At 73.6% G+C, this 23,328-nt stretch carries 23 protein-coding genes; 8 read left to right on the forward strand and 15 right to left on the reverse strand.

The genetic code is table 11. The features are described 5' to 3' along the window. Nucleotides 1-85: 85 nt before the first annotated feature. Entirely contained in the window at nucleotides 86-1,657 is a 1,572-nt protein-coding gene (locus tag P3H78_RS17160; RefSeq protein WP_276109873.1) for an FAD-binding oxidoreductase, read from the reverse strand. Between the two features lie 400 nt (nucleotides 1,658-2,057). Here P3H78_RS17160 and pstS point away from each other — a divergent pair, with 400 nt between their 5' ends. From pstS to pstB, 4 genes are all read left to right on the forward strand, one after another. Then, nucleotides 2,058-3,188 carry a phosphate ABC transporter substrate-binding protein PstS gene (gene pstS, locus P3H78_RS17165; protein ID WP_276109874.1) on the forward strand — a complete coding sequence of 377 codons (1,131 nt, stop codon included), beginning with the start codon at nucleotides 2,058-2,060 and terminating at the stop codon, nucleotides 3,186-3,188. Nucleotides 3,189-3,298: 110 nt separating this feature from the next. Then, on the forward strand, nucleotides 3,299-4,306 hold the full coding sequence (pstC, locus tag P3H78_RS17170; protein WP_276109875.1) for a phosphate ABC transporter permease subunit PstC: 1,008 nt from the start codon (nucleotides 3,299-3,301) through the stop codon (nucleotides 4,304-4,306). Then, nucleotides 4,303-5,367 carry a phosphate ABC transporter permease PstA gene (gene pstA / locus P3H78_RS17175; RefSeq protein WP_276109876.1) on the forward strand — a complete coding sequence of 355 codons (1,065 nt, stop codon included), beginning with the start codon at nucleotides 4,303-4,305 and terminating at the stop codon, nucleotides 5,365-5,367. The genes pstC and pstA overlap by 4 nt, the downstream gene beginning before the upstream one ends. Before the next feature lie 71 nt (nucleotides 5,368-5,438). Then, nucleotides 5,439-6,215 carry a phosphate ABC transporter ATP-binding protein PstB gene (gene pstB / locus P3H78_RS17180; protein ID WP_276109877.1) on the forward strand — a complete coding sequence of 259 codons (777 nt, stop codon included), beginning with the start codon at nucleotides 5,439-5,441 and terminating at the stop codon, nucleotides 6,213-6,215. 116 nt (nucleotides 6,216-6,331) lie between these two features. Here pstB and P3H78_RS17185 read toward each other — a convergent pair whose 3' ends face one another. Next, the gene (locus P3H78_RS17185) at nucleotides 6,332-7,330 is read right to left on the reverse strand and encodes an inorganic phosphate transporter (RefSeq protein ID WP_276109878.1); all 999 of its coding nucleotides are present in this window, start codon (nucleotides 7,328-7,330) and stop codon (nucleotides 6,332-6,334) included. A 7-nt stretch (nucleotides 7,331-7,337) separates the two neighbouring features. Then, complete coding sequence (locus tag P3H78_RS17190; protein ID WP_028797706.1) at nucleotides 7,338-7,958, reverse strand: DUF47 domain-containing protein; 621 nt, start codon at nucleotides 7,956-7,958, stop codon at nucleotides 7,338-7,340. Nucleotides 7,959-8,199: 241 nt separating this feature from the next. On the opposite strand from P3H78_RS17190, the gene P3H78_RS17195 reads away from it, so the two are divergent. Then, nucleotides 8,200-8,556 carry a metal-sensitive transcriptional regulator gene (locus P3H78_RS17195; RefSeq protein ID WP_276109879.1) on the forward strand — a complete coding sequence of 119 codons (357 nt, stop codon included), beginning with the start codon at nucleotides 8,200-8,202 and terminating at the stop codon, nucleotides 8,554-8,556. Nucleotides 8,557-8,615: 59 nt separating this feature from the next. On the opposite strand, the gene P3H78_RS17200 is transcribed toward P3H78_RS17195, so the two are convergent. After that, on the reverse strand, nucleotides 8,616-8,795 hold the full coding sequence (locus tag P3H78_RS17200; RefSeq protein ID WP_276109880.1) for a hypothetical protein: 180 nt from the start codon (nucleotides 8,793-8,795) through the stop codon (nucleotides 8,616-8,618). A gap of 144 nt (nucleotides 8,796-8,939) precedes the next feature. Continuing rightward, entirely contained in the window at nucleotides 8,940-9,815 is an 876-nt protein-coding gene (locus P3H78_RS17205; RefSeq protein ID WP_276109881.1) for a hypothetical protein, read from the reverse strand. A 132-nt stretch (nucleotides 9,816-9,947) separates the two neighbouring features. Between P3H78_RS17205 and P3H78_RS17210 the strand changes: the two genes are divergently transcribed. Continuing rightward, nucleotides 9,948-10,130 (forward strand): hypothetical protein, encoded by a 183-nt coding sequence (locus P3H78_RS17210; RefSeq protein WP_438827982.1) that lies wholly within the window; start codon nucleotides 9,948-9,950, stop codon nucleotides 10,128-10,130. Between the two features lie 53 nt (nucleotides 10,131-10,183). Here the strand turns inward: P3H78_RS17210 and P3H78_RS17215 are convergent, their stop codons facing one another. From P3H78_RS17215 to P3H78_RS17260, 10 genes are all read right to left on the reverse strand, one after another. Further along, nucleotides 10,184-10,606 carry an NUDIX hydrolase gene (locus tag P3H78_RS17215; protein WP_276109883.1) on the reverse strand — a complete coding sequence of 141 codons (423 nt, stop codon included), beginning with the start codon at nucleotides 10,604-10,606 and terminating at the stop codon, nucleotides 10,184-10,186. A gap of 15 nt (nucleotides 10,607-10,621) precedes the next feature. Further along, nucleotides 10,622-11,719, reverse strand: a complete 1,098-nt coding sequence (locus P3H78_RS17220) for a CHAD domain-containing protein (RefSeq protein ID WP_276109884.1) — start codon at nucleotides 11,717-11,719, stop codon at nucleotides 10,622-10,624. After that, nucleotides 11,700-14,156, reverse strand: coding sequence for an RNA degradosome polyphosphate kinase (locus P3H78_RS17225; RefSeq protein WP_438827983.1), 2,457 nt, complete (start codon nucleotides 14,154-14,156; stop codon nucleotides 11,700-11,702). Before P3H78_RS17225 ends, P3H78_RS17220 begins: the two co-directional genes overlap by 20 nt. Before the next feature lie 848 nt (nucleotides 14,157-15,004). Beyond that, nucleotides 15,005-15,925: a mycothiol synthase gene (gene mshD, locus P3H78_RS17230; RefSeq protein WP_276109886.1), complete on the reverse strand. Its 921-nt coding sequence runs from the start codon at nucleotides 15,923-15,925 to the stop codon at nucleotides 15,005-15,007. Nucleotides 15,926-16,054: 129 nt separating this feature from the next. Continuing rightward, nucleotides 16,055-17,512, reverse strand: coding sequence for a HAMP domain-containing sensor histidine kinase (locus P3H78_RS17235; protein ID WP_276109887.1), 1,458 nt, complete (start codon nucleotides 17,510-17,512; stop codon nucleotides 16,055-16,057). Beyond that, nucleotides 17,509-18,243, reverse strand: coding sequence for a response regulator transcription factor (locus tag P3H78_RS17240; RefSeq protein ID WP_276109888.1), 735 nt, complete (start codon nucleotides 18,241-18,243; stop codon nucleotides 17,509-17,511). Before P3H78_RS17240 ends, P3H78_RS17235 begins: the two co-directional genes overlap by 4 nt. 117 nt (nucleotides 18,244-18,360) lie before the next feature. Continuing rightward, nucleotides 18,361-18,579 (reverse strand): hypothetical protein, encoded by a 219-nt coding sequence (locus P3H78_RS17245; protein ID WP_276109889.1) that lies wholly within the window; start codon nucleotides 18,577-18,579, stop codon nucleotides 18,361-18,363. Nucleotides 18,580-18,641: 62 nt separating this feature from the next. Continuing rightward, nucleotides 18,642-19,805 (reverse strand): S1C family serine protease, encoded by a 1,164-nt coding sequence (locus P3H78_RS17250; protein ID WP_276109890.1) that lies wholly within the window; start codon nucleotides 19,803-19,805, stop codon nucleotides 18,642-18,644. 123 nt (nucleotides 19,806-19,928) lie between these two features. Then, nucleotides 19,929-20,951 (reverse strand): LacI family DNA-binding transcriptional regulator, encoded by a 1,023-nt coding sequence (locus P3H78_RS17255; RefSeq protein ID WP_276109891.1) that lies wholly within the window; start codon nucleotides 20,949-20,951, stop codon nucleotides 19,929-19,931. 86 nt (nucleotides 20,952-21,037) lie between these two features. Further along, complete coding sequence (locus P3H78_RS17260; protein ID WP_276109892.1) at nucleotides 21,038-21,862, reverse strand: response regulator transcription factor; 825 nt, start codon at nucleotides 21,860-21,862, stop codon at nucleotides 21,038-21,040. 316 nt (nucleotides 21,863-22,178) lie between these two features. Here P3H78_RS17260 and P3H78_RS17265 point away from each other — a divergent pair, with 316 nt between their 5' ends. Together P3H78_RS17265 and P3H78_RS17270 are read left to right on the forward strand one after the other, a co-directional pair. Next, the gene (locus tag P3H78_RS17265; protein ID WP_276109893.1) at nucleotides 22,179-23,033 is read left to right on the forward strand and encodes an alpha/beta hydrolase; all 855 of its coding nucleotides are present in this window, start codon (nucleotides 22,179-22,181) and stop codon (nucleotides 23,031-23,033) included. A 37-nt stretch (nucleotides 23,034-23,070) separates the two neighbouring features. After that, on the forward strand, nucleotides 23,071-23,325 hold the full coding sequence (locus P3H78_RS17270) for a MoaD/ThiS family protein (protein WP_276109894.1): 255 nt from the start codon (nucleotides 23,071-23,073) through the stop codon (nucleotides 23,323-23,325). Nucleotides 23,326-23,328: the final 3 nt, after the last annotated feature.

Consider the following 23,328-nt stretch of genomic DNA (forward strand, 5'->3'; position numbering starts at 1 on the left):
CCGGGGAGGACCACGGCGGCCCGGCGCCCCCTCGGGGGTGCCGGGCCGCCCGCGTCTCCCGGGGCGGGGGCGCCGTCCGCCGCGCCTACAGCGCCTGCGGGTAGGAGAAGAAGCGGTGCGGGTCGTACTGCTGCTTCACCTTCGCCAGCCGCCCGGCCGCGTCGCCGTAGTACGCCGTGCGCCAGTCGCGCAGCGTGGGGTCGGCGTAGTTCTGGTAGGCCGCGCCGGAGGCGTACGGCTGCATCGCCCGGTGGGCCGAGGCCAGCCACGACTGGGCCGTGGTCCCGGCGGTGCCGGCCGGCCAGGAGGAGATGTACTGGGCGAGCATGCGGGAGCGGCGGTGCACGAACGCCGTCGCCGTCGGGGCGACGCGGTTGACCGCGCCACCCAGCGCGGTGAAGGCGATGCTGCCCGGGCCGCCCCGCACCGACCGCAGTTGCGCCAGCAGCGCCTGGATCCCGGCCGGGCCGAGCGAGCGGTCGAAGAAGTCCGAGCGGGCCGCGTACGTCTCCCGGCCGAGCGCGCCCTGCGGGGAGCGGCCGGGTGTGGAGCCGGGCAGGTGGCACTGCGCGTCGGTGGCGAAGGAGGAGCAGCCGGCGTACGCCTCCATGGACTGCTCGTAGGTGTGGCGGCGGAGCGAGACGCTGCGCGCGCGGGCGCCGATCGCGGAGGCCAGCCGGTCCACCGCGTTCTGCAGCTCGCCGTAGGTGCCCAGGGAGAACGCGGCGACGGACACGGTCGGCGTGCCGCCCGGGGTGTTCGCCAGGTGCAGTGAGGACCAGATCTCGTCCGGCTGGCCGGGGCCCCACTCCTGCCAGGCCTTCACCACCGCGGCGGCCTTCTCCCACGGCCAGGTCAGGTAGGCGGAGACGGCCTGGGGCGCGGGGTGGGTGCGGAACTCCAGTTCGGTCACGACGCCGAAGTTCCCGTTGCCCGCGCCGCGCAGCGCCCAGAACAGCTCCTCGTTCTCGGTGGCGGAGGCGGTCAGCTGCCGTCCGTCGGCCGTGATCAGGGTGGCGCGGGTGAGGCTGTCGCAGGTCAGCCCGTAGGCGCGGGACACCACGCCGTGGCCGCCGCCGAGCACCAGCCCGGAGACGCCGACGGTGGGGCAGGAGCCGGCGGGTACGGTCACGCCCCTGGCGGCCAGCGCCCGGTAGACGTCGATCAGTTTGGAGCCGGCGCCGACCACGGCCGAGCCGCCGGCCGCCCGTATCCGGTTCAGCCGGGACACGTCGACGACGAGCCGGCCGTCCCCGGAGGACCAGCCCGCGTAGGAGTGACCGCCGTTGCGGATGGCGACGGGGACGCGGTGCGCGCGGGCGTAGGCGAGCGTGGAGCGTATGTCGCCGGCGTGCGCGACGTAGGCGACCGCGGCCGGGCGCAGGGCGTCGAAGCGGGTGTTGTAGAGCTGGTGGGCCGTCTTCCAGGAGGCGTCGCCGGGGCGGACGAGGGTGCCGTCCAGGTCGCGCGCGAGGGCGGCCCAGTTCGCGGCGGCGGCCGCGCTCGTGGTCCGCAGCGGCGGGCCGGAGGCGGCGCCGCCGGCCGCGGCCGCGGCGGAGGCGGGTGCGGCCCCCGCCGACGAGCCCCCGCTGCACGCCGCCGTGGCCACGCCCGCCATCACGGCCGCGGTCCCCCCGATGAACGCACGACGTTCCATTGCTGCCCCCTCCTGTCGGCTCCCGTGGATCGAGACGGCCCCGGGGTCCGGAGGGTTCCCCGGCACCGGAGGCGTGTGCGGTGCGGGACGGGCCGGACGGCGCGACGATGGGGGTGGGACTCCGGGGCGGACCGTCCCGGTGGGCCGGTGGCACCCCGGATTCCGGGCGGCGGGCACCCCCGGCGCCGGGACCTGGACGTGCCCTCCCCGTGAGCATTCCGTTACCTCACCGCACTGACGGCAGGGGTTCACCCCCCGTTCACTTCTGGCCATCGGCGGCTTCACCTGTTCTGCCTAATTTCGGCCGTACCCGGTGCTGATGCGCTGCCCTGCGCGTCGGCGTCACCCACACTTCGCACGCCGCCGATCAGGACGGCGGCTATCGGAAGGAATTCCCTCAGTGAAGCTTCAGCGCAAGAACCGGCGGGCTCTCGTTCTCGGCGCTCTCGCCGCCTCCGGCGCCCTGGCCCTCACGGCGTGCGGCTCGGACAACAACAGCAACGGCGGTGGCGGCAGCAACTCGTCCGCGGCCGCGGCCCCCGGCTCGATCAAGTGCGGCGACGCCAAGGGCCAGCTGCAGGCGTCCGGTTCCTCGGCGCAGAAGAACGCCATCGACGCCTGGAACACGCAGTACGGCCAGGCCTGCAAGGGCGTGCAGATCAACTACAACCCGACCGGCTCGGGTGCGGGCATCACCGCCTTCCTGCAGGGCCAGACCGCGTTCGCCGGTTCGGACTCCCCGCTGAAGCCCGAGGAGATCGCCAAGTCCAAGTCGGTCTGCTCCGGTGGCCAGGCCATCGACCTGCCGATGGTCGGCGGCCCGATCGCGGTCGGCTTCAACGTCCCCGGCGTCGACAGCCTGACCCTGGACCCGTCCACCATCGCCAAGATCTTCAACGGCAAGATCACCAACTGGAACGACGCGGCGATCAAGAAGCTCAACCCGAGCGCCAAGCTGCCCAACCTGAAGATCCAGGCGTTCCACCGCTCGGACGAGTCCGGCACCACGGACAACTTCACCAAGTACCTGATGGCCACCGCCAAGAGCGACTGGCCCTACTCCGGCGGCAAGGCCTGGCAGGCCAAGGGCGGCCAGTCCGCCCAGGGTTCCTCCGGCCTGGCCCAGCAGGTGAAGCAGACCGCGGGCGCGATCTCCTACTTCGAGCTGTCCTACGCCTCCGACGGCGTCAAGACGGTCGACCTGAAGACCGCCGCCGCCACCCCGGCCAAGGCGACCACCGAGAACGCCTCGAAGGCCATCGCCTCCGCCAAGGTCGTCGGCACCGGCAAGGACCTCGCCCTGAAGCTCAACTACGAGCCCAAGGAGGACGGCGCCTACCCGCTGACCCTGGTCACCTACGAGATCGCCTGTGACAAGGGCAACAAGGCCGCCACGCTGCCGGGCGTCAAGTCCTTCCTCACCTACACCGCGTCCGAGGACGGTCAGAAGCAGCTGACCGGCGCCTCCTACGCCCCCATCCCCGACGAGATCATCTCCAAGGTCCGCACCACCATCGCCGGCCTGAACTGATCCCAGTGTGCGGCCCGGCCTCCCCACCTGATCGGGGCCGGGCCGCACCGTCCGGTGCACCGCCGCCAGGGGCCGTACGACACGCACGGCTCCGCAGACCGGAGAACCCGATGGACATATCCACACAGCACACCGACGCTGCTCCCCCCACGCCCCGCCCCGGCCCGGACGCGCGCACGCGCACGTCCCGCGGCGCCAGCCGCACCGGCGACCGGATCTTCCTCGGTCTGTCCCGCGGCTCGGGCATCCTGCTGCTGGTGATCATGGCCGCGATCGCGGTCTTCCTCGCCTACCGTGCGAGCCTCGCCATCAGCAAGGACCACGGCAGCTTCCTGACCACCTTCGAGTGGAACACCAACATCCTGCCGCCCCAGTTCGGCATCGCCGTCCTGGCCTTCGGCACGGTCGTCTCCTCGGTGATCGCGATGGCCCTCGCGGTCCCGGTCGCCGTGGGCATCGCGCTGTTCCTCACCCACTACGCCCCCCGCCGGCTCAGCGGTCCCATCGCCTACGTGATCGACCTGCTGGCCGCCGTGCCGTCCATCGTGTACGGCCTGTGGGGCGCCCTCGTCCTGGTGCCGCACCTCAGCGGCCTGTACGGATGGCTGGACCACTACTTCGGCTGGACCGGCGTGCTGTCCTGGCAGGGCGGCGCCGCGCGCTCCCTGCTGACCGTCGGCATCCTGCTGGCCATCATGATCCTGCCGATCATCACCAACGTGAGCCGTGAGGTCTTCCGGCAGGTCCCGCGGATGCACGAGGAGGCCGCGCTGGCCCTCGGCGCCACCCGCTGGGAGGTCGTGCGCATGTCGGTGCTGCCCTTCGGCCGCTCCGGCGTGATCTCCGCGTCGATGCTGGGCCTCGGCCGCGCGCTCGGCGAGACCATGGCCGTGGCCACGGTCCTCTCGCCGACCTTCGACATCAAGGCGAGCCTGCTCGACCCGGGCGGCGGCACCTTCGCCCAGAACATCGCGAGCAAGTTCAACGAGGCCACCGAGTTCGGCCAGGACGCGCTGATCGCCTCCGGCCTCGTGCTGTTCGTGATCACCCTGATCGTCAACGGTGCGGCCCGCATGATCATCAACCGCCGCAAGGAGTACTCGGGGGCCAACGCATGACCACGCCTGCCGTCACCGACAAGAGCGCCGGCTCCCTGCACGGCGCGCGCCTGCCGAAGTGGTTCCCCGTGGCCGCGGTCGCCGGGTCCCTCGTCGTCGCCGTGGCCATCGGCCTGGGCGCCGGCCTGCAGAGCAGGGTCCAGTGGGGCCTGATCGCCGCCGTCCTCGCCGTGCTGTCGACCTACGTCGTCGCGGCCCGGGTCGAGGGCCGCCGCCAGGCCCGGGACCGCATCGCGACCAGCCTGGTCTGGGTCTGCTTCCTCGTCGCCGTCATCCCGCTGGCCTCGCTGATCTGGGCCACGGTCAAGCGGGGCGTGAAGGTCCTCGACGGGTACTTCCTGAGCCACTCGATGGCCGGCGTCGCGGACACCCAGCCCGGCGGCGGCATCTACCACGCCCTGCTCGGCACCCTGGAGCAGGTCGGCCTGGCCACCCTGATCGCCGTGCCGATCGGTGTGCTCACCGCGATCTACCTCGTCGAGTACGGCCGCGGCCGGCTCGCCCGGGCGGTCACCTTCTTCGTCGACGTCATGACGGGCATCCCGTCGATCGTCGCCGGCCTCTTCGTCCTGAGCTTCTGGATCCTGATCCTTCAGATGGGCTACTCCGGCTTCGCCGGCTCGCTGGCCCTGTCGATCCTGATGATGCCCGTGGTGGTGCGCTCCACCGAGGAGATGCTCAAGCTCGTCCCGAACGAGCTGCGCGAGGCCTCTCTCGCGCTCGGCGTCCCGAAGTGGCGCACGATCCTCAAGGTGGTGCTGCCGACCTCCATCGGCGGCATCGTCACGGGCGTGATGCTCGCGATCGCGCGCATCACCGGTGAGACCGCTCCCGTCCTGCTCCTGGTGTGGGGTACGAACTTCATCAACACCAACCCCTTCCAGGACCCGCAGGGCTCGCTGCCGCTGTACATCTACCAGCAGTACGCGAACAGCTCCGGCTCCGGCGCCGCGTACGACCGCGCCTGGGCGGCGGCCCTCACCCTCATCGCCTTCGTGATGATCCTCAACCTGGTGGCCCGCGGCATCGCCCGCTGGAAGGCCCCGAAGACCGGTCGCTGAGCTTCGGCGCGCGGCTCCCGCCACGCGCCCGCGACCACCGGCGACCGAAGACTGGAAGTGAAGAAGTAGTCATGGCCAAGCGAATCGACGTGAGCGGTCTCACCGCCTACTACGGCTCCCACAAGGCGATCGAGGACATCTCGATGACGGTCGAGCCGCGTTCGGTGACGGCGTTCATCGGGCCGTCCGGCTGCGGCAAGTCGACGTTCCTGCGCACCCTCAACCGCATGCACGAGGTCACCCCGGGCGGCCGGGTCGAGGGCAAGGTGCTGCTCGACGACGAGGACCTGTACGGCACCGGGGTCGACCCGGTCTCCGTCCGCCGCGAGGTGGGCATGGTCTTCCAGCGCCCGAACCCCTTCCCCACCATGTCGATCTTCGACAACGTGGCGGCCGGCCTGCGCCTGAACGGCACCCACCGCAAGAGCGAGCTGAACGACATCGTCGAGCGCTCCCTCAAGGGCGCCAACCTGTGGAACGAGGTCAAGGACCGCCTGAACAAGCCGGGCTCCGGCCTGTCCGGCGGTCAGCAGCAGCGCCTGTGCATCGCCCGCGCCATCGCGGTCGAGCCGAAGGTCCTGCTGATGGACGAGCCCTGCTCGGCCCTGGACCCGATCTCCACCCTCGCCATCGAGGACCTGATCGGCGAGCTGAAGGAGCGGTTCACGATCGTCATCGTGACCCACAACATGCAGCAGGCCGCCCGTGTCTCGGACCGCACCGCGTTCTTCAACCTGTCCGCGGTCGGCCAGCCGGGCCGGCTGATCGAGATCGACGACACCGAGCGCATCTTCTCCAACCCGTCCGTGCAGGCCACGGAGGACTACATCTCGGGCCGCTTCGGCTGAGCCGGCGTCCCGCCCCGACGCCTCGCGGTGCTGCATGGCGGTGCCACCGTGAGGACGCAGAAAGGGCCCGCCCCCGGAGAACCCGGGGGCGGGCCCCTTGCGCTGCCCGGCCGCTCCTACAGGAACGCCAGGTCGATCAGCCAGAAGGATCCGGCGGCCACGAGGGCCGCCGCCGGCATGGTGATGAACCAGCCGAGGACGATGTTCTTCGCGACGCCCCAGCGGACGGCGTTCACCCGCTTCGTCGCGCCCACGCCCATGATCGCCGAGGTGATCACGTGGGTGGTGGAGATCGGCGCCTTGAAGAGGAACGCGGTGGCGAACATGATCGACGCGCCGGTCGTCTCCGCGGCGAAGCCCTGCGGCGGGTCCAGCTCGATGATCTTGCGGCCGAGGGTCCGCATGATGCGCCAGCCGCCCGCGTAGGTGCCGAGCGACAGCATCAGCGCGGAGACCAGCTTCACCCACACCGGGATCGGGTCGCCGTACTTCTCGACGTCGGCGATGACCAGGGCCATCACCACGACGCCCATGGTCTTCTGGGCGTCCTGCAGGCCGTGGCCCAGCGCCATGCCGGCCGCCGAGACCGTCTGCGCTATCCGGAAGCCGCGCTTGGCCTTGTGCGGGTTGGCGCGGCGGAACATCCACATGATCGCCGTCATCACCAGGTAGCCGACGATCAGGCCGACCACGGGGGACAGGAACATCGGGGTGACGATCTTGTCCAGCACGCCGGACCAGTAGACCGTCGTGCCGCCCGCGAGGGCCGCGCCGACCATGCCGCCGAACAGGGCGTGCGAGGACGACGAGGGCAGGCCGAAGTACCAGGTGACCAGGTTCCACACGATGGCGCCGAGCAGGGCGGCGAAGAGGATGCCCATGCCCTTGCCGCCCGTGGGGGTCTGGATCAGGCCCTCGCTGACGGTCTTGGCGACCCCGCTGCCGAGGAAGGCACCCGCGAGGTTCATCACGGCGGCCATGGCGAGCGCCGCCCGGGGGGTGAGGGCGCGGGTCGACACCGACGTGGCGATGGCGTTGGCGGAGTCGTGGAAGCCGTTGGTGTAGGCGAATCCGAGCGCGACCATGATGGTCAGAATCAGAGCAAAGGTGTCCATGGACGCCTCAGGACTCCTTGACCGCGATGGTCTCCACCGTGTTGGCGACGTGCTCGAAGGCGTCCGCCGCCTCCTCCAGCACGTCCACGATCTGCTTGAGCTTCAGCACCTCGATCGCGTCGTACTTGCCGTTGAAGAGGTGGGCCAGGAGCTTGCGGTGGATCTGGTCCGCCTGGTTCTCCAGACGGTTCACCTCGATCCAGTACTCGGTGAGGTTGTCCATGGTCCGCAGGTGCGGCATGGCCTCGGCCGTCAGCTCCGCGGCCCGCGCCAGGACCTCGATCTGCTGCTCGACGCCCTTGGGGAGCTCCTCGACGTTGTAGAGGACGACCAGGTCGACGGCCTCCTCCATGAAGTCCATGATGTCGTCGAGGGAGGACGCGAGGGAGTAGATGTCCTCGCGGTCGAAGGGCGTGATGAACGAGGAGTTCAGCTGGTGGAAGATCGCATGCGTGGCGTCGTCACCGGCGTGTTCCGCGGCCCGCATACGCTCTGCGATCTCGGCTCGGGCGGAGGAGTCCGCCCCGAGCAGTTCCATCAGGAGCTTCGAGCCCGTGACGATGTTGTCCGCGGATGCGGCGAACATGTCGTAGAAGCTCGTCTCCCTGGGGGTCAGACGAAAGCGCACGTGGGGTCCTCGGGGTGCTTCGGTTTCGGTCAGGGTGATGCTAGGCGCATCATCCGGCCACGGCTAAGGGGCCGTCCCCCAGTGTCGCCCATCGGACGCGCTGCTCGGCACGGGGGCGGCGCCCCGGCGCGGAAGGGTTCGCTGTGCGAGGCGGCGACCACGGCGCGTATACCCGGTCCGCTGGATTCGATATACCCTGTAGGGGTATATGTCGGAGCTCGTCCCTGAGAGGGAGGCCGCTATGACGACCACCGAGGCCGGCGCGGCGGTGCCCTCCGAGGGCGCCGGCGGCGCGGTGACGGACCACGACCGCGGGATCCACGGCTACCACCATCACAAGGACGAGCACCTCAAGCGGCTGCGCCGGATCGAGGGACAGATCCGCGGGCTGCAGCGGATGGTCGACGAGGACGTCTACTGCATCGACATACTCACCCAGGTGTCCGCCTCCACCAAGGCACTGCAGTCCTTCGCGCTCCAGCTGCTGGAGGAGCACCTGCGCCACTGCGTCGCCGACGCGGCGGTCAAGGGGGGCGAGGAGATCGACGCCAAGGTCGAGGAGGCCACGAAGGCCATCGGGCGCCTGCTGCGCACCTGAGCCGCCGCGCCCGGCGGCCGCCCGGCGTCCCGGAGCCCGCGCCACGGCCGTCCCGGCGCTCAGCGGGCGGCCGGGCCCCCGCGCTCCTCGTCCACCCGCAGCACCTCGTCGATGCTCTCCAGGCTGAGCCGCTCCTCGGCCGCCGAGGCCGCGATGATCAGCTCCCCGCACAGTTCGATCTCGGCGAGGGCCACGTGGTCCTGCACCGCCGTACCGCCGACCGGAGCCACGCGCGTCACCTCGTCTCTGCCGTCACCGGCTTCCTGGCGCCGGGACCGGGAAGGCCCGCCGGGCGTCGCGAGCCGGCGCACCCGTCCGGCCGCAGTACCAGGGTAGGGAGCGGGCCGCTCCCCGCGCATGGCACGGACGGGCTAGTTCGGCGGTCAATTCTCGGCGATGCGGCCCGTGTAGATGTCGGCGGGGTGCGGAAGCCGGACGGTCACCGGGGTCCCGAAGCCGTACAGCAGCGTGGTGGAGAACACGGCGACCGTGCCCGGCCGCCGGCCGTTGACGAAGCTGAAGCGCTGGCGGATCTTGCGGACGCGGCCCGCGTCGTCGAGGTAGGCGTCGAACGGGACCTCGGCGGTGGCGAACCCTTTCGCCGCCGCGCGCAGCGCCGCACCCGTGTCCGGCGGGGCGCCCCGCGCGGCGAGCACCAGGTCGGCGGTGCCGCGGAAGTGCCGCACGGGCGTCCCCGCCAGCTCGGTCGCCCCCACGTACGCCGCCGTGCGCGTGCCGCGCAGGACCCCGGCGGCGGCGCACGGGTCGGTGGCGCCGCCCGTGACGAGATTGCCGTCGGACAGCGCGGCGGTGTCCACCCGCACCCACTTGTCCGCGGGCACACCGGCGCCGCGGTTCTTCATGAACAGGGCGCCCGGCGCGAGGAGTTCGGTGATCGGGCGGTGCGCCTCGGTGGCCGCGGGGTCCTGCGGCAGCACCAGCGTGAGCCGCCCGAGCCGGCCCCGGAAGTCGTAGACGCCGTCGCCGCGGATGGTCACGAGTGTGCCGCCGGTGGCCATCTCCATGGACGTGCGCGCCTCGGCGCCGCCCGCCCGCACCAGGGCGTCGGGGGCGTGCCGCAGTGTCTGCACCGGGTCGTCCGCGGCCCGCGCGTCGTCGGCGGCCGCGCCGCCGCCCGCGCACCCGGTGGCGCACGCGCCCAGCAGGAGGCCGGTCGCGAGGAACGCCCCGCCGGCCCTCCCGCGGGCCGCCGCCTCGGCCCGACCGGGGTGGACCCCCGTCCGCTGCTGCTCCGCCATGGCCTGCCTACCCCCAGCCGGTACGTCCGTCACGGGCCCCCGTCACCCGGTTAACGACGGGTAGGTGGCCCCGTCACGCCGGACGGAGGACCCCGGCCCGCGGCAACGCCCCGTTCACCCGGTGTGGGTACCGTGGACGCCGTGGCGCAGCAGGAGGGGCCGGGCCCTGGCCCGTACGACGGGGAACACCGCACGACGACGGTGGAACAGGGCCGCTTCTGCCTGGCGCGGTGCACCTGCGGGTGGCGCGGTCCCGCGCGCCGGGCGCGCAGCCTGGCCCGTACGGACGCCGAGGAGCACGCGGCGGCCCGCTGAGCGTCCGGGCCGCTCTCCGGCCCGGGCGGGGGGCCGTCGGGAGCGTGCGCGGGTCAGGCGTGGCGCAGGGCCGCCAGGAGCGCGTCGACGAGGTCGCGGTCGCGGAGCTGGGTGAGGCGGGCGCGGGCGGCGGCGGGCGGCAGCCAGCGGACGCGGTCCACCTCGGAGTTGGGCGTGAAGCGGCCCGAGACGGCCTCGGCGGCCCAGTAGCGGACCTCCTTGGGGCGGCCGCCCGCCGTGTAGTGCGCGGTGGGCAGCTCGGCGCCGGGCACGGCCGTGTGCCCGGTCTCCTCCCCGACCTCGCGCAGGGCGCCCGCGAGCGGGTCCTCCCCGCGCTTGAGCTTGCCCTTGGGCCAGGACCAGTCGTCGTACTTCGGCCGGTGCACGAGGCAGAGCTCCAGGGTTCCGTCGACCGGCGAGCGGCGCCACAGCACGCAGCCGGCCGCCCGGACGACGGTGTCCTTCGGGGAAGTCACCGGTGGCCCACCGCCTCAGGGAGCGCTGACGGTCTGCATCTGCCAGGCCTGCTGGAAGGCGAAGCGGGCCGCCTCCACCTCGTGCCGCTGGTCGGCGTGGAGCACACCGAGCGCGTACGCCGTCGCCGGGGCGATCCGGGGGGTGCGGGCCGCCGAGGCGGCCGCGGCGGCCGCCTCGGCGGCGTCGCGGTGGTGGTCGAGGGCCCGCCCGGCCGCCGCGATCCGCACGTCCGTGGGCGCGCCGCCGCCGAGCACCACCTCGCGGGCGTACCGGTGCAGGCGCAGCAGCAGCCGGACCTGGTGCCAGGGCGCGTCCTGCGGGTGCGGGGACGGGTCGGGGGACAGGCCGTGGATCAGCGCGGTCGCGTTGTACGGGCTGCCGGCGGTGACCAGGGGCAGCGCGGCGACCGCGTCGTGGAGCCGGTCCTGGGCCGCCGCCGCGAGCGGGCGCAGGTCGGCGGCGGCCGCGGCGGGCGTCAGCGGGACCTCGCTGGCCAGGACGGCGACCTGGTCGGCGACGGCGTGGAAGCGGGCCGAGCCGAGGGCCTGGAGGGCGGTGGAGTGGGCCCGGGTCCGGGCCAGGGTCAGCTGCCGTTCGAGCAGGGCGCCCGCCTTCGCCGCGCCGACCGTCAGGTTGCCCCGGTCCGGGGCAGCGGGGTGGGACGGCGGACCGGCGGCGGCCACCTCCGCCGGGTCGAGGCCCTGGACGGGCAGGGCCGCCGACCCGGACAGCCGGTGCAGCGCGAGCAGCAGCCGCTCCAGCCGGGCCTGGTAGGCGTGCTCGCGGCCCAGCGCGCCGGACAGCCAGGCCAGTTCCGGCCGCATCTCCTCCGACCAGGCCTCCTGCAGCAGGGGGCGGAAGGTGTGCAGGCTGCCGCTGATGCGGCGGGCCGAGCGGCGCAGGGCGCGCGCCGCGTCGACGGACTCCTCCGGGCCGCTCCCGCCCGGCCGCGCCTCCGTCCGGGCGGGAGGGCCGCCGGGGCCGGCCTCGCGGTGCCGGCGCAGCGCGCGGAGGAACTCCGTCGCCCGGTCCCGCAGATAGCGGGCGAGGATGTCGGAGGGTACCGGCCCGGCGGTGGGGTCGTCCGTCGGGTCAAGGTGTTGCATTGCCACGCCGGCGCCTCCGGGCGTCTATGAGCATCTCCTGGACATTGCGCAGGGGCTGGCCGTCCGCGTCGGTGGCGTGCCGGGTCCATTCGCCGTCCGGGCCGAGGTGCCAGGAGGCGGTGGTGTCGGACATCCCGGTCTCCAGGAGCCGGTTGAGCGACGCCCGGTGCGCCGGGTCCACGACGCGCACCAGTGCCTCGATACGTCGGTCGAGGTTGCGGTGCATCATGTCGGCGCTGCCGATCCAGACCTCCGCCTCGCCGCCGTTGCCGAAGGCGAAGACGCGGGAGTGCTCCAGGAAGCGGCCGAGGATGGACCGCACGCGGATGTTCTCGGAGAGTCCGGCGACGCCGGGGCGCACCGCGCAGATGCCGCGCACCCAGATGTCGACCGGCACCCCTGCCTGGGACGCGCGGTAGAGCGCGTCGACGACGGCCTCGTCGACCATCGAGTTGACCTTGACGCGGATGAAGGCGGGACGTCCGGCACGGTGGTGCTGGACCTCCTTGTCGATCCGCGCGACCAGCCCGTCCCGCAGGGACTTGGGGGCGACCAGCAGCCTGCGGTACGTCTCGCGGCGGGAGTAGCCCGACAGCCGGTTGAACAGGTCGGACAGGTCCGCGCCCACCTGCGGGTCGGTGGTGAGCAGCCCGAGGTCCTCGTAGAGGCGGGCGGTCTTCGGGTGGTAGTTGCCGGTGCCGACGTGGCTGTACCGGCGCAGCGTGTCCCCCTCCTGGCGGACCACCAGCGACAGCTTGCAGTGGGTCTTCAGGCCGACCAGGCCGTACACGACGTGGCAGCCGGACTCCTCCAGCTTGCGCGCCCACTTGATGTTGGCGTGCTCGTCGAAGCGGGCCTTGATCTCGACCAGGACGAGGACCTGCTTGCCGGACTCGGCGGCGTCGATGAGCGCGTCGACTATGGGGGAGTCGCCGGAGGTGCGGTACAGGGTCTGCTTGATGGCGAGGACGTCCGGGTCGGCGGCCGCCTGCTCCAGGAAGGCCTGCACCGACGTCGAGAAGGAGTCGTACGGGTGGTGCAGCAGCACGTCCCGGGCGCGCAGCGCGGCGAAGATGTCCGGCGCGGAGGCCGACTCGACCTCGGCGAGGTCGCGGTGGGTGCCGGCGACGAACTTCGGGTACTTCAGCTCGGGACGGTCGAGGCTGTGGATGCGGAAGAGGCCGGTGAGGTCCAGGGGACCCGGCAGCGGGTACACCTCCGCCTCGCTGATCTTCAGCTCCCGCACCAGCAGGTCGAGGACCTCGCGGTCGATGGACTCCTCGACCTCCAGACGCACCGGAGGGCCGAAGCGGCGCCGCATGAGCTCCTTCTCCAGGGCCTGGAGCAGGTTCTCCGCGTCGTCCTCCTCGACCTCCAGGTCCTCGTTGCGGGTGAGCCGGAACGCGTGGTGCTCCAGCACCTCCATGCCCGGGAACAGCTCCTCCAGGTGGGCGCCGATGACGTCCTCGATGGGGACGTAGCGGCCCGGGGAGCTCTCCAGGAAGCGGGACAGCAGCGGCGGCACCTTGACGCGGGCGAAGTGGCGGTGCCCGGTGACCGGATTGCGCACCACGACGGCCAGGTTCAGCGACAGGCCGGAGATGTACGGGAAGGGGTGCGCGGGGTCGACGGCCAGCGGGGTCAGCACCGGGAAGATCTGGTGCCGGAAGAGGGTGAACAGGCGGGCCTGCTCCTTCTCCGTCAGCTCGCTCCAGCGGACCAGGTGGATGCCGTCCTCCGCGAGTGCGGGGGCGACGTCCTCGTGGTAGCAGGCGGCGTGCCGGGCCATGAGCTCGCGGGAGCGGGCCCAGATCATCTCCAGCACCTCGCGGGGCTGGAGCCCGGAGGCGGACCGGGTGGCGACCCCGGTGGCGATGCGGCGCTTGAGGCCGGCGACCCGGACCATGAAGAACTCGTCCAGGTTGCTGGCAAAGATGGCCAGGAAGTTGGCGCGTTCCAGCAGGGGGGTGTTCGGGTCCTCGGCCAGTTCCAGCACGCGCTCGTTGAAGGCGAGCCAGCTGCGTTCCCGGTCGAGGAAGCGCCCCTGGGGCAGCGGGCCCCCGTCGGCCGCGGACTCCTCGTAGCCGTCGAGGTCGGCGTCGATGTCGGGTTCCAGGTCGGAGACCGTGGCCGCCACGGTGTGCGGGCGGTGCGCGGCTATGGAGCCCACGGAGGGCTGGGCGTGCTGGAGGTTCTCGCGGCCCGCAGGGCCTCCCACGGGAGCGGCGGTGGGAGACGGGTGCGCCGGGGCCTGGGCGTCTGGCTGGCTCATGAACCCATTCTTCCGCGCCGGGCGTGAGACAGGCGCGTCGGAGCGGGGGAGCGGGAGCGCGGCGGCGGTGGGAGTCCCCCCGGCCGGCCGGGACCGCGAGTGGTCGGGCACGTGCCCGTTCCCCGTGACCCCCTCGGGGGGCGGCGAAGGCTCTGGCGCGGCGGGCTTCATTGGCCGAGCGTCGCAAGCCCGTCTGAATCACTGGTTACGGAGACATGACGTGCGGGATAGCGGGGGGCGGCTCCCGGGGGCCGGTCGCCCGCCCCCGGCCGCCAGCCGCACACCGGGGGCGGGCGCCCGGCCCCCGGGGTGCCGGTCCGCCCTCCGGGGGCCGGGCGTCCGCCCCCACGCGATCCGGCCGCCCCGGGGTCTGGGCGCCCGGACCCCGGGGGTCCTGGCATCCGCACCGGGAGCCCGATCATCCGGCCTGGGGGTCGGGACGGGCGCATCGGGGGCGGGCGTCCGCCCCCGGCGTGCCCGGAGCCGGGGCGGCCGGATCGTGGGGTGGCGGTCGGCCCCCGGGCTCAGGTGAACGGATCGGGGGTGCAGCGGGGGCGCGGGGGTGGGCCGGAGGTTCGGCGGCTCGGGGGCCGCGCCCCGCAGCCCCGGGCCCGCCGCCTCGGGGGGCGTGATCCGGCCGGGGGAGCCGGGCCCACGGGAGCGAGCCGTGGGCCCGCAGCCCGGGGACCGGGTGCCCCGCGGCCCACGGCCCCCGAGGCACGCCGCCTGGGAGCCGACCGGGCCCGGGTTACGCGTGTCCGGGGGCCAGGGGTTCGAAGCGCGGGCGGCGTGCGGTGGGTGCTCCGGCCGTCGCCGGGTGCGGTGCCCGGCTCGCGGTGAGCGTTCCGAGACCCCGGGCGCCTTTCGATGAGCGTGCCCGGCACCTCCGGCACGCCTCGGCGGACGTGCCGGTCTCTCCGCGCGGTGTCCCTGCGCGAGGAGGCCGGCCGTCCGGCGCCGTGTTCCCGGAACCGCGGGGCCGGGCGGTGTTCGTCAGGGGCGGCCGGGACCCGTGGGGCTCAGGTTTCCGTCCGGTACATCAGGTCCGTCTCGTAGGTGGTGAATCCGAGGCGCTCGTAGACCGAGACCGCCGCCTGGTTGTCGGCGTCGACGTAGAGCATCGCCGTCGGCAGGCCCTGGGCCGCCAGGTGGCGCAGGCCGACGAGGGTGAGGGCCTTGCCGAGGCCGCCGCCCTGGACGCCGGGCCGCACCCCGAGCACGTACACCTCGCCGAGCTGCTCCTCGGCGTGGACCTTGGTCCAGTGGAAGCCGACCAGGCGGCCGTCCCGTTCGGCGAGGAAGAAGCCCTGCGGGTCGAACCAGGGCTGGGCCTTGCGGTCGTCGAGGTCCCGCTGCGTCAGCGAGCCCTGCTCGGGGTGGTGCGCGAACGCCTCCGCGTTCAGCGCGAGCCACGCGGCGTCGTCCTCGCCGGGGGCGAAGGCGCGGACGGTCACGCCGTCCGGCAGCTTCGGCTCGGGCAGGTCGGCGCCGGTGAGCGGCCGCCGCATCTGGCGCAGTTCGCGGAACAGGGTGAGTCCGAGGACCTGGGCGAGGTGCCGGGCACCGGAGTGGCCGCCGTGCGCCCACACCCGCAGCCGCTTCCCGGACGCGGCGAGCAGCGCGGAGCCGAGCGCCCGGCCGTGGCCGTGGCCGCGGTGCGCCGGGTGGACGACCAGTTCCGCGGCGGGCGCCTCCACCGGATCGGTGTCCTCCAGCTGCGCGTAGCCGACGAGTTCGCCGCCGAGGGTGAGCAGCAGGTGGGACACGCCGTCGCGGGCACCGCCGCGCAGCTGGAGCCGCCCCTGCTCGGACACCGCCTGCCGGCCGTCGGCGCGGGCGGCCTCCGCCAGCAGGCCGAGCACGGCGTCGGCCCGGTCCGGGGAGAGGACGGAGCAGGTCTCGAGGGAGCGGGCGATCGGTGCGGTGTCGTCGCTGGTCATGCAAACGAGGGTACGGCCGTGGGCGGCGACTTCGGCCCCCGCCGGTGCCCGGTCCGGCGCCGGGCCGCGCGGCCGGAGCCGGTCACGCCGGTCGGGCCGGAGCCGGTCACGCCGGTCGGGCCGGGCCGGTCACGGCCGTTCGGGCGGCGGGGTCGGGGCGCCCGGCAGGCTGACCGTCGCGACCGTGCCGCCGCCGTCGGCCGGGGCCAGGGCGACCCGGCCGCCGGCGTGCTGCACGGTGCGGGCGACGATCGACAGGCCGAGACCGGAGCCGGGCAGCGCGCGGGCGCTCGGGGAGCGCCAGAAGCGGTCGAAGACGTGCGGGAGTTCGTCGGCGGGGATGCCCGGCCCGTGGTCGCGGACGGTCAGCACGCCCGCGTCGAGGACGACCTCGACGGTGCCGCCCTCGGGGCTGAACTTGACCGCGTTGTCGAGGATGTTGACCACCGCCCGCTCCAGCGCGGCCGGCTCCGCCCGGACGAACCAGGGGGACAGTGCCGCCGTGATGGTCAGTTCGGGGCCGCGCAGCCTGGCCCGGCGCAGCGCCTCCTCCACGGTGTCCTGGAAGGCGACGACCTGGACGCGTTCGCCGCGCTGCGCCTCCGCCCGCGACAGCTCCTGGAGGTCGCCGATCAGCGAGGCCAGCTCCGTCACCTGCGCCTTCACCGAGGCGAGCAGCGCCTTGCGGTCGCTCTCGGGCAGCGGGCGGCCGGTCTCCTCGCTGCGGGTGAGCAGTTCGATGTTGGTGCGCAGCGAGGTGAGGGGGGTGCGCAGCTCGTGCCCGGCGTCCGCGATGAGCTGCTGCTGGAGGTCGCGGGAGCTGGCCAGCGCCGACGTCATGGAGTTGAAGGAGCGGGACAGGCGGGCGATCTCGTCCTCGGTGTCGTCGGCCACGGGGATGCGGATGGTGAGGTCCTCGGTGCGGGCGACGTGCTCCACCGCCTCGGTCAGCTCGTCCACGGGCCGCAGCCCGGCCCGCGCCACGGCGAGCCCGGCGGCCCCCGCGCCGATCACGCCGACGCCGGAGACCAGCAGGAGCAGCAGCGCCAGTCCGTCGAGGGTCTTCTCGGTGTCCTTCAGGGAGAGGCCGAGGGTGAACACGGCGCCCGGGTAGGGCTGCGCGTCGGGGCCGCCCTGCAGGGGGATGGCGACGACCATCACGCGGACGTTGTTGCCCGCGCTGTCGGTGCTGTTGTGGAAGGTGCGGATGCTGAGGTCGGGCCGGGCGGCGATCCTGCGGTCCGTCGGCGTCACCCTGACCACGCCCTCGGACTGGGGGAGGACGCAGGACCGGCCCTGCGACGTCACCAGCTGCATGTAGAAGTACGAGGGCCGGCCGGCGGAGTCGCCCGCCGGGCCGACGGGGCAGCTCGCGAGGAGCGCCGTCACATAGGGGGTGTCGTCGAGCAGCTGGTGGGTGTTGGCGTTCCCGAGTCTGTTGTCGACCTCGTTGTAGAGCCGGTTCTGCACGATGAACCAGCAGGTCACCGAGACCGCGGCCACCGCGAAGGCCACCGCCGCCGCGACCAGCAGGGCCAGCCGGGACCGCAGCGGCAGGGACCGCAGCCGGCGTACCGCGTTCCTCACTCGGCGCCGCCCTGCCGCAGGACGTACCCGACACCGCGCACGGTGTGCACGAGGCGCGGCTCGCCGCCGGCCTCGGTCTTGCGGCGCAGGTACATGACGTAGACGTCGAGCGAGTTCGACGAGGGCTCGAAGTCGAAGCCCCAGACCGTCTTCAGGATCTGCTCGCGGGTGAGGACCTGGCGGGGGTGGGCGAGGAACATCTCCAGCAGGGTGAACTCGGTGCGGGTCAGCTCCACCTGCCGCCCGTCGCGGACGACCTCGCGGGTGGCGAGGTCCATGCGCAGGTCGGCGAAGGTCAGGGTGTCGCTGTCGTCGGGGGTGGCCGCCACGGCCGCCGCGTACGAGCTGCGCCGCAGCAGTGCGCGGATGCGGGCGAACAGCTCGTCCAGCTCGAAGGGCTTGACCAGGTAGTCGTCGGCGCCCGCGTCGAGCCCGGTGACACGGTCGCCGACCGTGTCCCGGGCCGTCAGCATGAGGATCGGTGTGGTGTCGCCGGTGCCGCGGATGCGGCGGGCGGCGGTGAGGCCGTCCATGCGCGGCATCTGGATGTCGAGGACGACCAGGTCCGGCTGGTAGGCGGCCGCCTTCTCCAGCGCGTCCGCGCCGTCGACGGCGACCTCGGTGCCGTACCCCTCGAAGGCGAGACTGCGCTGGAGCGCCTCGCGCACCGCGGGCTCGTCGTCGACGATCAGGATGCGCTGGGGGTCACGGTCGCCATCGGCGGGGCTCATCGCTCGGGTTCCTCGGGTGCGGTCGTGGTGGGTCGGTCTCAGCGTCGCACGTTTCCGGCCCGTGGGGCGGATGGCGGCGAGCGGCGGGGCGGGTCGGGCGCGGCCGTCCGGTCCCGGTCAGCCGCGGACCGCGGTCAGGCGGCGCAGCGGGACCTTGTGGCGGTGCGTGCGGTGGCCGGCCGGGATGCGCAGGCCCATCAGCTCGGGGACGGAGATCTCGGGGAGGGGGCGGTCCGATGCGGCGTGGATCCGGGCGGCGGGCAGGCCGCGGGTGGTCTCGGCGGGGGAGGAGGTCTCGGTGGTGCCGGTGGTCTCGTGCAGATCGTGCTGGATCATGACGTACTCCTTCTCACTCGCTCACGCGCTCGTGGAACCCGTCTGCCCGGCAGGGGCCCGCTTCAGCTCTGGGAGCCTGAACGCAGTTTCGCCAGGTCGGACTTGACGATGTCGACCGGGATCGCGAAACCGAGGCCGACGCTGCCCGCGTTGGACGAGTCCGTGCTGGAACCGGACGAGTACATCGCGGAGTTGATGCCGATGACGTTGCCGCTGGTGTCGATCAGTGCGCCGCCGGAGTTGCCCGGGTTCAGCGACGCGTCCGTCTGGATCGCCCTGTACGTGGTGGTGGAGGAGCCGGTGTCGCCGTTGAACTCCCGGCCGCCGAACTGGAACGGCCAGCGTCCGTCGCCGCCGCCGCCCTGCGCCTGGCTCTCGTCGGTGGAGACGGTCACGTCGCGGTCAAGGGCCGAGACGATGCCGCTGGTGACGGTGCCGGTGAGGCCCTCGGGGGAGCCGATGGCCACGACCTGGTCGCCGACCGCGACGCCGGCGGAGTCGCCGAGGGCGGCGGGCTTGAGGCCGGAGGCGCCCTGCAGGTCGATCAGGGCGAGGTCCTTGGAGCTGTCGGTGCCGACGACCCGCGCGCTGTACTGGTGGCCGTCGCTGGTGCGCACCTTGACCGACGAGGCGCCCGCGACGACGTGGTTGTTGGTGACGACCTCGCCGCCGCCGGTGACGACCACGCCGGAGCCGGTGGAGGAGCCGTCGGGGAGGGTGGCGTTGACCTCGACCACGCTCGGGCTGACCGCCTTGGCGATCGCCGCGATGCTGCCCCGCTGGCCGGCGGGCACCGCGTTGGCGCTGGTGCCGCCGGCGGCGGCCGCGTTCCTGCCGGTCAGCTCCTGGAAGGCGTAGGCGGTGCCGCCCCCGATGGCGGCGGCGGCGATCGCCACGGCCGCGAGCAGCGCCGTGGTGCCCCTGGCGCGCCGGTGCGGTGCGGGCGCGGGCTCCGCCGCGAAGGTCCCCGTCCCCCCGGGACCTCCGCCGTGGCCGCCCCAGCCGGCCCAGCCGCCCTGCGCGCCTCCGCCGCCCCGCACGCCTCCGCCGTACGGGGTGCTCCCGCCGCCGGCGAACGCGACCGGGTCCGGCGCGTGGGCCGGCGGCGGGGGCCACTCCGGGTTCACGGGGGAGGAGGCGTGCTGCTGCCGGGGGTACGCGGCCGGCTGGGTCGCGTCACCCTGGGCGTGGTCGTACTCGCCGCTGCGGCGGATGCTCTCACTCATGACAAGGAGAGTGACCCGTGATCATGAGAGGCTCCTGAGTCCCGCCTGAGAAGCCCGACAGAACCTCGTATGCCCGATATAAGGGCGCCGCGGCCGGGGGGCCGGAGCCGCCCCGGAGCCCGCTCAGCCGCAGCCGCAGGACCCGCGCAGGACCAGGCGCGACGGGAAGACCTTCAGGCGCTCCCGGCGCGAGCCCGCCACCCGGAGCCCGTCGTCCAGGACGAGGTCGACCGCGGCCCGCGCCATCGCCGACCGGTCCGAGGCGACCGTGGTCAGCGGCGGGTCCGCGAGGGCCGCCTCCTTGATGTCGTCGAAGCCGGCCACGGCCAGCTCGCCGGGCACGTCGATCCGCAGCTCGCGCGCCGCCCGCAGCAGGCCGATGGCCTGGTCGTCGGTGGAGCAGAAGACGGCCGGCGGGCGGTTCGGCCCGGCGAGGATCTCCAGGGCGACCCGGTAGGCGTCGTAGCGGTTGTACGGGGCCTCGAAGAGCCGGCCCTCGGTCGGGATGCCGGCCTCGGCCATGGCGCGCCGCCAGCCCTCGACGTGGTCGGAGACCGGGTCGCCCACGGCGGGGGTCTCGGCCGTGCCGCCCATGCAGGCGACGTACTCGTGGCCGTGCTCCAGCAGGTGCCGGACGGCCAGCTGGGCACCCCCCAGGTCGTCGGTGACGACGGCGACGTCGTCGATGGCCTCGGGCCGCTCGTGCAGCAGCACCACCCGGGCGTCCCAGGCGTCGATCTCGGCGGCGGCGTGGTCGTTCAGCGCGTGGCTGACCAGGATCAGCCCGGAGACGCGCATCCCCAGGAAGGCCCGCAGGTAGTGGACCTCGCGCTCGCTCACGTAGTCCGAGTTGCCGACCAGGACCATCTTGCCGCGCTCGGCCGCCGCCCACTCGACCGCGTGCGCCATCTCGCCGAAGAACGGCTGCCGGGCGTCGGGGACGATGAGACCTATCAGGTCGGTGCGCCGCGAGGCCATGGCCTGGGCGACCCGGTCGGGCCGGTACCCCAGTTCCTTGATCGCGGCGAGCACGCGCTCCCGCGTGGCCGGGGCGACCGGCCGGGGTCCGTTGTTGATGACGTAGCTCACCACGGCGGTGGACGTCCCCGCCAGCCGCGCCACATCGTCCCGAGTCACCTTTGCCACGCGCGGAGTCTACGCGGATTGACCCCCTCCGGGCAGGGCGTATCGCACGGTGGATGTGCGGAAGCAATGCCCTGCCCGGCGCCCCGTCACGCCTCCGCGCCGGCCTCCGCCTTCACCGTGCCCGCCGGAGTGTCCGCATCGTCCCGCTTTGCCCCGGTGGCCCCGGCCGTCCTGCTCTTCTCGGCGGCCTTGCCCGCGGTCCCGCCCGTCCGGGAGGCGCCGCCTGCGGAGCGCTCGGGCTTCTCGGGAGTGACGAACCGGTAGCCGACGTTGCGGACCGTGCCGATCAGCGACTCGTGCTCCGGGCCGAGCTTGGCGCGCAGCCGCCGCACGTGCACGTCGACGGTCCGGGTGCCGCCGAAGTAGTCGTAGCCCCAGACCTCCTGCAGCAGCTGGGCGCGGGTGAAGACGCGGCCCGGGTGCTGCGCGAGGTACTTCAGCAGCTCGAACTCCTTGAAGGTGAGGTCCAGCACCCGGCCCTTGAGCTTGGCGCTGTAGGTCGCCTCGTCCACCGACAGGTCGCCGTTGCGGATCTCCATCGGGGAGTCGTCGTTGACCAGCTGCTGCCGGCCCATGGCCAGCCGCAGCCGGGCCTCGACCTCGGCCGGCCCGGCGGTGTCGAGCAGCACGTCGTCGATGCCCCAGTCGGCGGTGACCGCCGCGAGGCCGCCCTCCGTCACGACGAGGACCAGCGGGCAGCCGGGGCCGGTGGAGCGCAGCAGCTGGCACAGGCTGCGCACCTGCGGCAGGTCGCGCCGCCCGTCGATCAGGATGACGTCGGCGCCCGGGGTGTCCACCAGGGCCGGGCCCTCCGCCGGGGCCACCCGCACGTTGTGCAGCAGCAGGCCGAGAGCGGGAAGCACCTCCGCGGACGGCTGGAGGGCGTTGGTCAGGAGCAGGAGGGAACTCATCGCGCCCCACCCCCGAGCCCTCGGTTCCGCGCGGTCCGGGGGGATCCCCCGGACCGGATCGTCGTGCGTTCGTGCTCGGTTCGCTCGTCCATGGCGTCTGGTTCCTCCTCGGTCCCTGCGAGGACGTCTGCGGCACTGCCTCGTACGTGGTGCGAATCCCGTGCCCCGGGGGACCCGCTGCGGCCCCGGAGGACCGCGGTGCGCCCCGTCGCCCCGTACACCTGCGGTTTCTCCCGCGTCGTGTACAACGGTCCGAAAGCACAAAAGGACCCGGGGGCGTCGCTGCCCGAGTCCTCTTCCCAGCAGAATAGCCGACATGAGCTCGGGTTCGGCAGATCATGTGGCACGTTCGGCGATCGTCCCGGAGTCTGAGACACCCCTACCCGCCAGGGTCCGCATGTATCTGCGCACGGCGGACGGGGTGGATGTCGACGCCCGGTACGAGCCGGGAGCGGCCGGGAGCGCACCCGGCGGGCCGGTGTTCGTGGTCGCCCACGGCTTCACCGGCGACCTGGACCGGCCGCAGGTGCGCCGGGTGGCGCGGGCCCTCGCCCGGCACGGCGCGGTGGTCACCTTCTCCTTCCGCGGCCACGGCGCCTCGGGCGGGCGCTCGACGGTCGGCGACCGGGAGGTGCTCGACCTCGCGGCGGCGGTGGCATGGGCGCGCGGGTTCGGGCACGCGCGCGCGGTGACCGTCGGCTTCTCCATGGGCGGCTCGGTCGTCCTGCGGCAGGCGGCCCTCGGCGGCGCGGCCGACGGCACCCCGGCCGCGGCGGGGGCGCGGCCGGACGCGGTGGTCTCGGTGAGCTCCCCGGCCCGCTGGTACTACCGGGGCACGGCCCCCATGCGCCGGCTGCACTGGCTGGTCACCCGCCCCGAGGGCCGGCTGGTGGGCCGCTACGGCCTGCGGACCCGCATCCACCACCGGGACTGGGACCCGGTCCCGCTGCCCCCGGTCGAGGCGGCCGGCCGGATCGCGCCCGTCCCGCTGCTGATCGTGCACGGCGACCAGGACGCGTACTTCCCCCTGGACCACCCCCGCATGCTGGCCGAGGCCGCCGGTGACCACGGCGAACTGTGGATCGAACCGGGCATGGGCCACGCCGAGCACGCGGCCGCGGACGGCCTGCTGCACCGCATCGGGGACTGGGCCGCCGCGCGGGCGGGCTAGCCTGGCCCTGTTCACTGCCGAGGAACCGAGGGACGGGATGGCACAGGTCACGGTGCGCTACTGGGCTGCGGCGAAGGCCGCGGCCGGGGTCGCCGAGGAGCCGTACGAGGCGGACACGCTCGCACAGGCGCTCGACGCGGTGCGCGCGGAGCACCCCGGCGACCTCGCCCGCGTGCTGCTGCGCTGCTCGTTCCTCATCGACGGTGACCCCGTGGGGACCCGCGGACATGACACGGTACGGCTGACCGAGGGCGGCACGGTCGAGGTGCTCCCCCCGTTCGCAGGAGGGTGAACG

The sequence above is a fragment of the Streptomyces tropicalis genome (assembly GCF_029269835.1).
GTDB lineage: Bacteria > Actinomycetota > Actinomycetes > Streptomycetales > Streptomycetaceae > Streptomyces > Streptomyces tropicalis.

What these genes read in the sequence shown, in the direction of transcription:
- P3H78_RS17265 (WP_276109893.1), top strand. Translation starts at nt 22,179, where the DNA reads ATGAGCTCGGGTTCGGCAGATCATGTGGCACGTTCGGCGATCGTCCCG.
- P3H78_RS17260 (WP_276109892.1), bottom strand. Translation starts at nt 21,862, where the DNA reads ATGAGTTCCCTCCTGCTCCTGACCAACGCCCTCCAGCCGTCCGCGGAG.
- P3H78_RS17160 (WP_276109873.1), bottom strand. Translation starts at nt 1,657, where the DNA reads ATGGAACGTCGTGCGTTCATCGGGGGGACCGCGGCCGTGATGGCGGGC.
- pstC (WP_276109875.1), top strand. Translation starts at nt 3,299, where the DNA reads ATGGACATATCCACACAGCACACCGACGCTGCTCCCCCCACGCCCCGC.
- P3H78_RS17195 (WP_276109879.1), top strand. Translation starts at nt 8,200, where the DNA reads ATGACGACCACCGAGGCCGGCGCGGCGGTGCCCTCCGAGGGCGCCGGC.
- P3H78_RS17205 (WP_276109881.1), bottom strand. Translation starts at nt 9,815, where the DNA reads ATGGCGGAGCAGCAGCGGACGGGGGTCCACCCCGGTCGGGCCGAGGCG.
- P3H78_RS17185 (WP_276109878.1), bottom strand. Translation starts at nt 7,330, where the DNA reads ATGGACACCTTTGCTCTGATTCTGACCATCATGGTCGCGCTCGGATTC.
- mshD (WP_276109886.1), bottom strand. Translation starts at nt 15,925, where the DNA reads ATGACCAGCGACGACACCGCACCGATCGCCCGCTCCCTCGAGACCTGC.
- P3H78_RS17270 (WP_276109894.1), top strand. Translation starts at nt 23,071, where the DNA reads ATGGCACAGGTCACGGTGCGCTACTGGGCTGCGGCGAAGGCCGCGGCC.
- pstA (WP_276109876.1), top strand. Translation starts at nt 4,303, where the DNA reads ATGACCACGCCTGCCGTCACCGACAAGAGCGCCGGCTCCCTGCACGGC.
- P3H78_RS17245 (WP_276109889.1), bottom strand. Translation starts at nt 18,579, where the DNA reads ATGATCCAGCACGATCTGCACGAGACCACCGGCACCACCGAGACCTCC.
- pstB (WP_276109877.1), top strand. Translation starts at nt 5,439, where the DNA reads ATGGCCAAGCGAATCGACGTGAGCGGTCTCACCGCCTACTACGGCTCC.
- P3H78_RS17225 (WP_438827983.1), bottom strand. Translation starts at nt 14,156, where the DNA reads ATGAAGCCCGCCGCGCCAGAGCCTTCGCCGCCCCCCGAGGGGGTCACG.
- P3H78_RS17240 (WP_276109888.1), bottom strand. Translation starts at nt 18,243, where the DNA reads ATGAGCCCCGCCGATGGCGACCGTGACCCCCAGCGCATCCTGATCGTC.
- P3H78_RS17250 (WP_276109890.1), bottom strand. Translation starts at nt 19,805, where the DNA reads ATGAGTGAGAGCATCCGCCGCAGCGGCGAGTACGACCACGCCCAGGGT.